General features: G+C 26.3%; 15 protein-coding genes. 12 read left to right on the forward strand and 3 right to left on the reverse strand.

Annotation, left to right across the window (positions count from 1 at the left end):
* Positions 1-5: 5 nt before the first annotated feature.
* Positions 6-1,925, reverse strand: a complete 1,920-nt coding sequence (locus ADFLV_RS01715; RefSeq protein ID WP_129010321.1) for an ankyrin repeat domain-containing protein — start codon at positions 1,923-1,925, stop codon at positions 6-8.
* A gap of 183 nt (positions 1,926-2,108) precedes the next feature.
* Between ADFLV_RS01715 and ADFLV_RS01720 the strand changes: the two genes are divergently transcribed.
* The 5 genes from ADFLV_RS01720 (at position 2,109) to pyrC (ending at position 6,403) form a co-directional block, all read left to right on the forward strand.
* Complete coding sequence (locus ADFLV_RS01720) at positions 2,109-3,323, forward strand: ammonium transporter family protein (protein WP_129010322.1); 1,215 nt, start codon at positions 2,109-2,111, stop codon at positions 3,321-3,323.
* A 13-nt stretch (positions 3,324-3,336) separates the two neighbouring features.
* A complete protein-coding gene (locus ADFLV_RS01725) occupies positions 3,337-3,675 on the forward strand; it encodes a P-II family nitrogen regulator (RefSeq protein ID WP_014473048.1) in 339 nt (112 codons plus the stop codon).
* A 120-nt stretch (positions 3,676-3,795) separates the two neighbouring features.
* Positions 3,796-4,983 carry an ammonium transporter gene (locus ADFLV_RS01730; protein WP_129010323.1) on the forward strand — a complete coding sequence of 396 codons (1,188 nt, stop codon included), beginning with the start codon at positions 3,796-3,798 and terminating at the stop codon, positions 4,981-4,983.
* Between the two features lie 53 nt (positions 4,984-5,036).
* Positions 5,037-5,375: a P-II family nitrogen regulator gene (locus ADFLV_RS01735; protein ID WP_014473050.1), complete on the forward strand. Its 339-nt coding sequence runs from the start codon at positions 5,037-5,039 to the stop codon at positions 5,373-5,375.
* The gene (gene pyrC, locus ADFLV_RS01740) at positions 5,375-6,403 is read left to right on the forward strand and encodes a dihydroorotase (RefSeq protein ID WP_129010324.1); all 1,029 of its coding nucleotides are present in this window, start codon (positions 5,375-5,377) and stop codon (positions 6,401-6,403) included. The genes ADFLV_RS01735 and pyrC overlap by 1 nt, the downstream gene beginning before the upstream one ends.
* Before the next feature lie 17 nt (positions 6,404-6,420).
* On the opposite strand, the gene fliM is transcribed toward pyrC, so the two are convergent.
* Positions 6,421-7,518, reverse strand: a complete 1,098-nt coding sequence (gene fliM, locus ADFLV_RS01745) for a flagellar motor switch protein FliM (RefSeq protein WP_014473052.1) — start codon at positions 7,516-7,518, stop codon at positions 6,421-6,423.
* A 1-nt stretch (position 7,519) separates the two neighbouring features.
* Positions 7,520-8,575 carry a flagellar basal body P-ring protein FlgI gene (locus ADFLV_RS01750; RefSeq protein ID WP_228712348.1) on the reverse strand — a complete coding sequence of 352 codons (1,056 nt, stop codon included), beginning with the start codon at positions 8,573-8,575 and terminating at the stop codon, positions 7,520-7,522.
* Between the two features lie 91 nt (positions 8,576-8,666).
* Here ADFLV_RS01750 and ADFLV_RS01755 point away from each other — a divergent pair, with 91 nt between their 5' ends.
* From ADFLV_RS01755 to ADFLV_RS01785, 7 genes are read left to right on the forward strand one after another with little or no spacing between them, the layout of a single operon-like run.
* Positions 8,667-9,857, forward strand: a complete 1,191-nt coding sequence (locus tag ADFLV_RS01755) for a hypothetical protein (protein WP_129010325.1) — start codon at positions 8,667-8,669, stop codon at positions 9,855-9,857.
* Positions 9,858-9,859: 2 nt separating this feature from the next.
* Positions 9,860-10,120, forward strand: a complete 261-nt coding sequence (locus tag ADFLV_RS01760; RefSeq protein ID WP_014473055.1) for a flagellar biosynthetic protein FliQ — start codon at positions 9,860-9,862, stop codon at positions 10,118-10,120.
* 1 nt (position 10,121) lies between these two features.
* The gene (locus ADFLV_RS01765; protein ID WP_041654619.1) at positions 10,122-10,550 is read left to right on the forward strand and encodes a hypothetical protein; all 429 of its coding nucleotides are present in this window, start codon (positions 10,122-10,124) and stop codon (positions 10,548-10,550) included.
* The gene (locus ADFLV_RS01770; protein ID WP_014473057.1) at positions 10,540-11,028 is read left to right on the forward strand and encodes a MotE family protein; all 489 of its coding nucleotides are present in this window, start codon (positions 10,540-10,542) and stop codon (positions 11,026-11,028) included. The genes ADFLV_RS01765 and ADFLV_RS01770 overlap by 11 nt, the downstream gene beginning before the upstream one ends.
* Before the next feature lies 1 nt (position 11,029).
* The gene (locus tag ADFLV_RS01775; RefSeq protein ID WP_014473058.1) at positions 11,030-11,560 is read left to right on the forward strand and encodes a flagellar basal body-associated FliL family protein; all 531 of its coding nucleotides are present in this window, start codon (positions 11,030-11,032) and stop codon (positions 11,558-11,560) included.
* Positions 11,560-11,991: a hypothetical protein gene (locus tag ADFLV_RS01780; RefSeq protein WP_129010326.1), complete on the forward strand. Its 432-nt coding sequence runs from the start codon at positions 11,560-11,562 to the stop codon at positions 11,989-11,991. Before ADFLV_RS01775 ends, ADFLV_RS01780 begins: the two co-directional genes overlap by 1 nt.
* Positions 11,978-12,685 (forward strand): flagellar basal body L-ring protein FlgH, encoded by a 708-nt coding sequence (locus ADFLV_RS01785; protein WP_014473060.1) that lies wholly within the window; start codon positions 11,978-11,980, stop codon positions 12,683-12,685. The genes ADFLV_RS01780 and ADFLV_RS01785 overlap by 14 nt, the downstream gene beginning before the upstream one ends.
* The last annotated feature ends 22 nt before the right edge of the window (positions 12,686-12,707 follow it).

A 12,707-nucleotide genomic window follows, 5' to 3' on the forward strand; every position in this document is an offset into this window, starting at 1 on the left:
TGATTTTATTGTGTAATGTTAAATTCTTTTATCATATTATTTGCAAGTAAATTTAGATTTGCTTTATCTAACTCTTTTTCTACACCTTTTGATAAATCAATAATATTTTGGTGAAATTTTTCTAAAAATTTTAATATTTTAGGATCTTTTTTAGATGGATTATTAACAGATACACCTTCATCTAACATTTCAATAACTAAATCTTTTTTTCCCATAAAAGCTGCATAATTTATAGGTTTAACTCCAAATATATCAGGAATATCAACAATATCTTTATTATAGTGATGAATTAATTTGAAATATTTTGTAGTATTTTTTAAAATACAATTATTAATGATACTTCTTCCTTTTGAATCAGTGATAAAACAATCAGCTCGTAATTCTAATAATAATCTAATTGTATATTCACATTTTTCAGTAACTGCAACATGTAAAGCTGTAAGACCTTCATTATTTTTTGCATTTATATCTACACCAGAATTAATAAGACTTTTTAAAGTGTTTAAATATAGTTTTTTATCTTTTATTTTACCTTGATAGTTATATTGCATTAGTTTAAATACAATGTTATTACCATCTTTATCTTTTTGATTTAGATTAATATTTTTTATTCTTAGAATTTTAAACAATTTGAAGTTAAAATATAAGATAGATTGAAAGAAAATTGGTTCACTTTTTGAATTTAGTTTATTTAAATCTATTTTGCAATTTCTTAGAAGATTTTCTAAAACAGTTGGATATTCAGCATCTTCATTTAAAAGTATCTCATATTCAAAATCTAACTCTTTTCTATTTTGAACATGTAAAATTATATCTATTAAGATTTCTATAATTGATTTGCCAAATTTATTTTCAAGTGTTGGATTAGCTCCTTTTTCCAAATAAAGTTTTATTAAATCACTATTTCTTATACCATTTAATACTAAAATTGATAAAACTGTTTCTCCATCAATATTTTCATGATTTAAATTAACATTAGAATTTTCAAGAAATAAATTTATTAATTCTCTATCTTCACTTTTTGTCGCTAAAAAGAAAGCATTTTCTCCTTTATTGTCTAATGTTTCGACATTAACTCCTAAATTTATAAGTTCTTTAATCATTTCAAAATGGCTAATTTTTTCATTTTCATCTTTTGCATTTAAAAAATAATTGATTGATTCCATTAATAAAGTAGTGTTTTGTGAACTTTTACTATTTATATTACAACCCAATTCAACTGCTTTTTGAATAATACTAATGTTTTCTATACCTTTAGTAATGGCATAAAATAAGAAGTTTTTTCCATTTTTATCTAATATTGTAGGATTTGCACCTAAATCTAATAATAATAAAGCAAGATTATTGTTTTTTAGAACTGTCTCTTTTTGTAAGATAGTATTTCCTTCTTCATTTATTTGATTAATATTTATTTCTTGTAAGGAAGCGACTTTTTTGATAATTTCTAAGTTTCCATTTGCTATCGCATCAAAAATCAAATTATTTCCGTGAATATCACAATTTCCCAAATTTGTAGTTACTTCAATTAAAAAATTTACTATTCTATTGCTTGCACTAATTACAGCATCTTGTAATGCAGTTCTTCTATAAATATTTAAATGATTTATGTTTGCATTATGTTCGATTAGAAGTTGCATAATAGCACTACTTTTTGAGTGAATAGCATAAAATATAGCTGTTTCTTTTTGATTATTTTCAATTTCAGGACTTACTCCTTGATTTAATAACCATAGTACTGATTCATATAAATCTTTTTTACAACAATAATGTAAGATATGTTCATCTTTATAATAATATGAATTTAAATCAATATCTAATTGATTGTATATTTTAGTTATTTTTTCTAAATCTAATGAAGAGGATATTAACTCTTTTATAAATTCTTCTTCCGTAAATTTAGTCTTTTTAAGAAGTTTGCTAAACATTATTTTTGCCCATTTTTTTATGATAATTTATTTGTGATTATATAATAAAAAATTTAAATTTTTTGTTTTATGTCAGAATAAAATTAGAAAACAACTATATTGTATAAAAAATATACAAATATATATTTACATATTGTTTAGAAATTCCTATAATTTGTTTAGATAAATTGACAAAGGAGTCTTATGGAAAATTTTACTGATGTAAAATATATTTTAGATGGTTTTCTGTTTGTATTTGCAGGAATCCTTGTAATGTGGATGGCAGCAGGTTTTGCAATGCTAGAATCAGGTTTAACAAGAACTAAAAATACAGCAACAGTATTAACAAAAAATGTTGCTTTATTTGCTATTTCTTGTATCATGTTCTATTTTGTAGGATATAACTTTATGTATGGTGATGGAAGTGCATTTATTGGAAGTGGAGCAATGTTATCTGGAAAAACAAATGAAGAAATGGGTTATCCAGTAATGGCTGACTTCTTCTTCCAAGTTGTTTTCGTAGCAACAGCTGCATCAGTTATTTCAGGAACAATTGCTGAAAGAATGAAATTATGGCCATTCTTAATATTTACAGTGTTTTTATCTGGATTAATTTACCCAATTCAAGGTCACTGGACATGGGGAGGAAGTGAATTAGGTGGTTTAATTGCTGGATTCTCTGACTTTGCTGGATCAACAATTGTTCACTCTGTTGGTGGATGGGCTGCATTAGCTGGTGTATTAATCTTAGGAGCTAGAAAAGGTAAATATACTAAAGATGGTCAAGTAAAACCAATGCCAGGTTCAAATTTACCATTGGCTACTTTAGGTACATTTATTTTATGGATGGGATGGTTTGGATTTAATGGTGGTTCTCAATTAGCTTTAGGTTCAAAAGAAGATATTGATGGTATTGCTTCAGTAGTTGCAAGTACAAATATGGCAGCTTGTGCTGGTGCTATAATGGCTGCAATTTTAACTCAACTAATTTATAAAAAAGTTGATTTAACTATGGTTTTAAATGGTGCATTAGCAGGGTTAGTTTCTTGTACTGCAGGTCCAGATTTAGGTATGAACATTGCCTTTATTGAAGGATTAATTGGTGGTGCATTAGTTGTATTTGCTGTACCATTCTTTGATAAAATAAGAGTTGATGATCCAGTTGGAGCATTATCTGTTCACTTAGTTGCAGGTATTTGGGGAACATTAGCTGTAGGTATTTTCAATCCTGAAGTTGCTTTATTAGCTCAAGTTAAAGGTATAGTTGTAATTGGAGCATTTGTATTCATATCATCATTCATTGTATGGAAAATCTTAGATTTAATCATGGGATTAAGAGTTGATGAAGAAACAGAAGTTAATGGTCTTGACATTCATGAAACTGGATTAGAAGCTTATCCAGAATTTAAAAGAGCGTAATTAAGGATAAATGATGAAAAAAATTGAAGTAATAATTAAACCTTTTAAATTAGAAGATGTAAAGGATGCTTTAGTTGAAGCAGGTATTACAGGTATGAGTGTTTATGATGTGAAAGGTTATGGAAGACAACAAGGACATAGTGAACTTTATAGAGGTGCAGAATATGTAGTTGATTTTTTACCAAAAATCAAAATAGATGTTGTTGTAAAAGATGAAATGGTTGAAACTGTGATTAATGCAATCGTTAATTCAGCAAAAACAGGAAAAATTGGAGATGGAAAAATATTTGTTTCATCTTTAGATGAAGTTGTAAGAATTAGAACTGAAGAACGAGGAAGTGAAGCAGTTTAGTTTTTCTACTTGTAGTAAGGAAATAACCTTTCCTTACTATGTTGTATAAAATATATACATTAAGTTCTTAAAATATAAAATATATACTGTTATAATATTCAAAAAAGAATAAGGAATATTATGAGTATAGAATCATTATCTTACATAATTGATACTTTGTATGCAATCTTTGCAATGACGTTGATTATTTTTATGGTTCCCGGTTTTGCTATGTTAGAAGCAGGAATTGTAAGAACAAAAAATGTTACAGCAGTATTAACTATAAATACACTTATTTATGCAATAGCATCATTATCTTTTTTATTATTTGGTTATTCATTGGCTTTTGGTGATTTAGGAAGCGATACGATGAGTAAGTATGCAGCATTTTTATTTCAAATGGCTTTTGTAGGAAAAGTTATAAATATTATGAGTGGTGGAGTTAGTGAACGAGCAAAAATAATACCACTTGCGATATTTACAATAATTATGGCTGCAATTTTATATCCAATTGTTGTAAATGTAACTTGGGGAGCAAATTTTCTTGAAGGAACAATATTAGAATTATCAATGTATGATTTAGCTGGTTCAACTGTGATTCATAGTACAGGAGGTTGGGCATTATTAGCTGCAATATTAATTATTGGTGCTAGAAAAGGAAGATACACTCCTGAAGGAGGAATTAGAGTAATTCCTGCTTCGAATATTCCTTTAGTAACATTAGGTGCATTTTTATTATGGATTGGTTGGTTTGGATTTAATGGTGGAAGTGTAGGCTCAATAGCATCAAAAGAAAATGCAGATTTAGTTGCATTGACAATAATGAATACAAATACAGCAGGATTAAGTGGTGCAATAATAGTTGCGATAGTTATGCAAATAATTTATAAAAAACTTGATTTAACAATGATTTTAAATGGAGCATTAGGTGGTTTAGTTGCAATTACAGCTGGTCCAGATTTATATGATATTTATACACCAATTTTAATTGGTTCAATAGGTGGAATTTTAGTTGTAGTTGCAGTTCCAATGTTTGATAGATTGAGAATTGATGATCCAGTTGGAGCATTATCTGTTCACTTAGTAAATGGAATTTGGGGTACATTAGCTGTTGGTATCTTTGCCTCAAATGGAAATGATATAACACTGTTAGGACAATTAAAGGGAATTTTAATTGTTGCAATTTTTGCATTTGTTAGTTCATATATTGTTTTATTTTTAATTAATAAAATAATTCCACTACGTGCAGGAAATGATGATGAAATGCAAGGATTAGATGTTGGAGAATGTGGACTTGAAGCTTATCCTGAGTTTAAGCGAGCATTCTAATATTAATTTAAAAAAATTTTGTTAAAATATAAGAACTAAAAAAAGGATTAATAGTGAAAAAAATTGAAGCTGTAATTAAACCATTTAAACTAGAAGATGTGAAAGATGCATTAGCACAAGCTGGTGTAACAGGAATGACTGTATCAGACGTAAAAGGTTATGGAAGACAACAAGGTCATAGTGAACTTTATAGAGGTGCAGAATATGTAGTCGATTTTTTGCCAAAAATTAAATTAGAATTAATTGTTGCAGACGAAAGTGTTGATGCAATTATTTCAGTAATTATAGAATCTGCAAAAACAGGAAAAATTGGAGATGGAAAAATCTTTGTATCACCAGTTGAAAAAATTGTAAGAATTAGAACAGGTGAGCAAGACGAGGAAGCTATTTAATGGCTGAATTGACATTTGAAATTAATGAACCATTAGATATGCATCTGCATTTAAGAGATGCAGATATGTTAAAACTTGTTGGTCCATTAACTTCTAAAACATTTAGTGGTGCACTAATTATGCCAAATTTAGTACCACCAATTACTACAAAAGAAGCATTATTATCATATAAACAAAGAATTAAAGAAGCTTGTAAAGATGATAAATTTGAACCATATGTAACACTGTTTTTTAAAAATGATTATTCATATGAATTTTTATCAGATGTAAAAAATGATATTATTGGAATTAAACTTTATCCTGCTGGAATTACTACTAATTCAGAAACAGGTGTTGCTTCAATGGATGTTGAAGTTTTAAGACCAGCTTTAGAATCTATGAGTAAGTTAGGTATTCCATTATGTATTCATGGTGAAACAAATGGATTTGTAATGGATAGAGAAAAAGAATTTATGCCAATTTATGAATCTATTGCAAAATCTTTTCCTGATTTAAAAATCATAATGGAACATATTACAACAAAAGATGCAATAGAATTATTGGATAAATACGACAATCTATTTGCAACAGTTACTCTTCATCATTTAATAATCACACTAGATGATGTTGCAGGAGGAATGTTAAATCCGCATCTATTCTGTAAACCAATTGCAAAAAGACCAGAAGATAGAAGTGCATTATTAAATGCAGCACTAAAAGCTCATCCAAAACTTATGTTTGGTAGTGATTCTGCTCCTCATCCAAAACATAAAAAAGAGTGTTGCGGCTGTGCAGCTGGTGTATTTACATCACCAATTGCATTACAGGTTTTGACTGAACTTTTTGAGAAACATAATGCACTTGACAAACTAAATGCTTTCGTATCATTAAATGCACAAAGAATTTATAATTTATCTTTAGAGAAAAAAACTATCAAATTAGTAAAAAAAGATTTTGTAGTTCCAGCAATTTATGAATATAAAAATGAAAATGTAGTTCCTATGTATGCTGGAGAAACAATTTCTTGGAGTATTGAAAGTATCAATTAAAAAAGGAAATAGTTAGATTAACTATTTCTTTGATTTAAAAGTTTTCTAATATTTTCTGCAGTCTCTTTTGCTTTTATTTCTCTTTCTTCTCTCATAGCTCTTAGATTTTCTAGAGTTTCTTGTTTTTCTTTATCTAAATTTGATTTAATTTGTATAGCTTTTCTATTATTTGATATTCCAGATATTGCAGAAAATTTTTCTTTTTTATTTATGTAAATAGTAGCTGATGAAGAAGTTGCATTTTTATTGAAAACTATAACATCATTTTCTTTTAAATTTAAAATTTCTTGAGTTGTTAATTCAGTTTCTGCCATAATAGATTCGATTTTCATTCTAGCACCAGAGATTAAAGTTTTTATATCTCTTTTTCTACTTGATTTTCTATTTTTACCTTCACTAAATATTTTTTCAACAATTTTATTTAAAAGAGGTTCAAAATATGAAATAGGGTAGCAAATAGAGAGAAAACCTGATTCTTCATCAATTGTTATTTCTAAAACAACAAGTAAAACAATTTCATGATCAGAAACTATTTGTATTGCATTTGCATTTGTATCTCTTGATTCTATTTTAAAATTCAGACTTGAAATATCACTCCAAGTTTTATATAATATTTTAATAAACATTTTGTAGAAATGTTCAAGAATTTCAACTTCAATTTCTGTTAATTCTCTATCAATATTATCTGTTGTATTAACAGCACCTGAACCTAATAAATCAGCAATTATTTTATGTGAAATTGCAGGATTACATTCAACAACAATTCTTCCATCAAGTGGTTTTATAGAAAGAGTATTTAAAGATGTTATTTGGGGAATTGATAAAATAAATTCTCCATATGTCATTTGTTCAATAGAATATAACTTTATATCAACAAGTTTTCTAAGCATAGAAGATAAGTCATTAATAAAATCTCTTAGCATCTTATCATGCATAGTAGAAAAAGCTTTTAATTGGTCAACAGTAATTCTATTTGGTTTTTTAAAGTCATAAATAGAGTAATTTTTTTCTTTTGATACAACTTTATCAAGAGGATTAGTACCATCAATATCCTCTCCTTGTTCAGCAATGTCTAAAAGAGCATCAATTTCATCTTGACTTAAAAATTCAGCCATATTATCCTCTTACCTCAATATCTACATCAATTGCACCCATTTCTTTTATCATTTTTATCGTATCAATAATTTCTGTCATTGGTAATTTCATAACTTTCATAGAACGAACTAAATCAGATATTGTAGGTGTTCCTTTAGTATTTATCATTGCATTATCAATATTTATTATAGGTTTATCTGCAATTTTAACATTGTCTCCAATATCAACACCTGGATTCTTTTTTGAATCATTCCAATCATTATCATTTAAAGGTGATTTATCTATTCTAATTGTAAATTTATCTCTTGCAATTGTAACAGGATCAATTGGAATATCTCCTCCTGTAATTATAGATTCTCTACTTAGGTCAATAATAACTTTCTTTTTAAATGTAGAATCTAATTCTATATTTTGGACAATAGATAAAAACTTAACCATAGAAATATTTTCTGGTTTCATAATTTCAATAGTTCTTGTATCAAGAGCTGTTGCTAATTTTTTATTAAATCTTTCATTTACTTTTGTTTCAATTAAATCAGCATTTCTTGCAGAATTTTTTAATAAACTCAATTGAATAGAATTTTCATCTTTTAAATTATAATCAATCTCATTTTCAACTGTTGCCCCATCATAAATAAATCCAGTAGTTTTGTTATTTTCATTTGAAACAATCGTTCCTTGAGCTAATGCATAAACATTACCATCTACACCTTTTAATTGTGTTATTAATAGTTCTCCATTATCTACAGATTTAGCATCACCAATAGTTGAAACTTTTACTTTTATTTTATCACCTTGTCTAGAAAATGGTGGTAAATCTGCTGTTACCATAACAGCAGCAATATTCTTTGAATTTATTGATCCAGCAGGAATTTTTATGTAAGAATTTCTAAGAAGATTTTGTAAAGATTGCATTGTAAATTTTGATTTATCACCAGTTCCAGGAAGTCCAACAATCAAACCATAACCAATTAATTGATTTTCACGTATTCCAATTACATTTGAAATATCTTTGATAGTCTGCGAATACAAAGATGATAAAAATAGTGTAAGTATAAAAAAATATTTCAATATCATCCTCCATTATTAAGTAAGAAATATTTTATCGAAAATTTAATAAAAAAAGGTATAATCTATCATAATAAAATCATCACATAGGGTTCTAGTATTGAATATTTATATATATGGTAATCAAAGTTTTAAAAAAGAGATTCTTGAAACATTAGAACATTCAAATATTAAATTTAAACTCGATACAGATACTTCAATTAAAGAAATAAATAAATTATCTGAATTAAAACAAACTATTAGAACTTATCCAAAAGAAATATATTTAATTGATGATGAAAAAATAATTAAAAAAAACTCATTAAATAAAAAATTAAAATTTTTTATACCAAAAGATGGGATAGAAGAAGAATTTTTACTTGATAATGGAATTGCTGATTTATCAATAGATTCTTTAAAAGAGATACCTAAATATATAATTAGAAAATATGAAGAACAAAAAGATTTAGAAGAAAATGATAAAAACGTATCTTTAGAAAATGAAGATGGAATAGAAGGGAAAAATAAAAGTATTGAACTTGATGAAGAATTAGCCCAACTTTTAGTCAAAGAACCAATTCCTGAAGAAAAAAATATTATAGAGTCAAAAGAAGAAAATTTAGATGATTTGTTTGATACAATGGGTTCAGGTGTAAATTTAGATGAATTAGAGAATTTAATTGGAAAAAATGAAGAAAATAATGTAAATATTTTTGATAATGAATCTGATAAAAATTTAGATTTTAATGATAATTTTGGACTAAATAATATATCATTTGACTATGATGATAAAGATATTTTAAGTGAGCAAGAAGAACCTTTAAATGATGAAGATATACTTGCTAACTTATTAGATGAAAATATTGAAGATGAAGAAGATTCAATAGAAGAAGTATTTGAAGATGTTGATTTTTTAGAAGAAATTTTTGCTAAGAAAGATAAAGATGAAAATGAAAAAGCTGATGATTTTGAGAATTTTGTAGAAGAAAAAGATGAAGATCTTGATGATATAAATTTTTTTGAAGAGAAAAAAACAGAGTTAAAAGATATTGAACCTTTAAAAGGAGAAAAAATGAGTGATGATGAATTTTTTGAGTTAGATTCATTGAATGAAAAAGATTTATTAGAAGCATTAAATTGTACAGATACAAATGAGTCGAAGAGTGAAAAAATAGAATTTAAACAAGAAATTGTGAAAAATAATAGCGAAACTCTAAATATTAGTAGTTCAAATGTTGATGATCTTTCATTATTAATTTCTAAATTATTAAATAACAAAACATTAGAAATAACAATAAAAATTAAAGATTAGGTATGGATTTAATAGCTATTTCTGAAAATACTGTGAAAATAATTTTGATTCTTGGTTTACCATCACTAATAGTTAGTATGATTATAGGACTTATAATATCTATTTTTCAGGCTGTAACACAAGTAAGTGATGCATCTTTATCTTTTGTTCCTAAAATGATTTTTGTATCTGCTTTTATTTTAATTTCTCTTCCTTGGATTGGGGATCACATTGAAACATATACTAAAGATTTATGGAATCTAATTTTAGTATTTGGTAATTAATTTGATTGAAAAATTATATAATTTAAAAAAAAATCAAACAGATCAAAAATTAATGCAAAAGGCATTAATTGAAACAAAAATAGAAAAAATAGATTTAGAAATATCTTTTACTCAAAACAAAATTGATACAGCAACAGTTGAAAAACATGGTGCTATATCAGATTTTATGATTTTAACAATGCATAAAAACACAATGAAAATGTATATTCAAAATCTTAAAAATGAAAAGACAAGTTTAAATAAACAACTTGAGGTTCTTGTAAAAGAGATAATTGAATTACAAAAAGAGGCTGAACAATTTAAATATATTTTAGATGAAGAAAAGAAAGAAGCATTTAAAAAGGTATTATTAGCCGAAGAGGAAGCATCTAGTGAATATATGCAAAGTAAATATATAAAAGATAAAGGAGAAAATAAATTTGTTCAATAAAATATTAATAATAGTTTTTTTAGGACTTTATCTAAATGCTGAGGAAACAAGTAGTTCTTTGACTAGACAGAAAATTGAGGTTATGGAATTAAAAAAAGAGTTAAATAATTTTTATAATGAAAAAGAAAAAGAGTATCAAGATAGAAAAAAAGAGTTAGAAAATATTCTTACTCAAATAGAAAAAGAGAAAAATGAAATAAAAAAATTACATGATGATAATCTTGAAATTTTGAAGGATATAAAAGGAGAAGTTGAAAGTAAAACTTCTAAAATATACAATGCAATGAAAGCAAAAAATGCTGCTGAAATTTTTAATCAAATGATCAGTGAAGGCAAAATTGATGATGTTTTTGATATAATTTTAAAATTAAAAGAGAATAATGTAACTCAAATAATGAAATTTTTAAGTGTACCAAATGCTTCTATACTTACTCAAAAACTTGAGAATTACAATATAGAAAATGAGAAAAAGGATTAATATGGCAGAAGAAAATAATCAAGAAAAAAGTTCATCTGGAGGAGGAAAAGGATTAATTATTGTATTAATCGCTTTAGTTGTAATTTTATTAGTAGCTGTTGTAGGAGGAGGTTATTTTTTATATTCACAAGGTGTTTTAAGTGGTAATAATCAGACTACACAAGAAGAAGTTAAAGCTGAAGCTTCAGATAAAGGAGATTCTTTTAAAGCTGACATAAATGATTTGGTACTTAATTTAACTGATTCAAGAGGAAAAGAAAAATTAATGAAATTGTCTTTTTCTATAAAAAGTACAGAACCAACAATTGCTGCAATTGTAGAAGAGTACAAAGCAGAGATAATTGATGTTGTAATTTCTCAAATAAGCGCAAGAAGTTCAGAAGAATTATTGACAGTGGGTGGAAAAAATTTATTAAAAGATGAATTGATTCAAGATATAAATAATGTAATAAATAATGTTACACAATCAAATAGTAAAATAGCTCGGAATAGTGTTCAAACGATATTATTTACTACTTTTGTAATTAAATAATGATAGTTGCAGTAAAAAGAAATCGAAAACAAAAATTTATTAAACTAATATCATTAGTTGTATTAATCGCTATGTTTGGTGGCTATTACTATTATATGAATAAAACTTTTGAAGAAAAACAAAAACAAGAGTTACAAGAAAAACAAGCTTTAAAAATTGAAGAAGAAAAAAAAGAAAAAGCTAAAAAAAATTTGGAAAGAGCAATTCTTTCTGAAGTAGAAAAAGCTGTTGACTTAGTTGGTCAAGAACATATTAAACATGTAAAATTAATTGAAAACAAAGTTGTAATAGTTTGTGAGCCAGATACAAATTTAGATGCCTTGATTGTTAGATATGGAGTTATGGCTTTGATAAAAAGAACTTTGACTGAAGTAATTGTGGCTGTTGATATAAATTTTATTTTAAAAAGTAAATCAAATGAAAAAAAATAATCTTCTACTAATATTTTTTTTAGGTTTTTTTGTTGGATGTAGTACATCAGAACCGGAATTAGAATTTAAAAAACCCGAAATACAAATTCCTAAAAAAGCTCCTGAAGCAAGAAAAAATAAAGGTTCTTTATACTCAATGCAAGGAACATCTTTATTTGCTGACAAGAAAGATTTACAAGTTGGTGATATTATTCAAATTGTAATTAGCGAAGATCTAACTTCAAAAAGTAATAATAAAAGAGAACTGACAAATACTAGAGATAATAGTTTAGGTGGAGGCTTATTCTCTGCAACTGGTACAAATGCTTTAAGTGGCGTAGCAGGAAATGTAACAAAAAACTTAAATGCAAATCTTGGTGTTAATTTTGGAACAAATAGTTCAACTTCTGATAAAGGAAAAGTTAAAACAGAATTAGATGAAACTTTTGATACAACAATCTCTGCAATTATTGAAGAAACTTATCAAAATGGTAACTATTATGTTAAGGGAAAAAAAGAGATGTTAATTGAAGGTCAAAAACAAGAAATTGTTATAAGTGGTGTTATTAGACCTTATGATATAACATCAGATAATTCAATTAATTCATCACAAATCGCAAATCTAAAACTTATGTATAATAAAGATGGTGTTGAATCAGATATTTTAGATACCCCTTGGGGATTAAAATTTGTAAGAGCAATTTGGCCATTTTAATCTAATTTTAAGAAATGTAATG

The organism is Arcobacter defluvii, from assembly GCF_013201725.1.
In the GTDB taxonomy this organism is placed as follows: Bacteria; Campylobacterota; Campylobacteria; order Campylobacterales; family Arcobacteraceae; genus Aliarcobacter; species Aliarcobacter defluvii.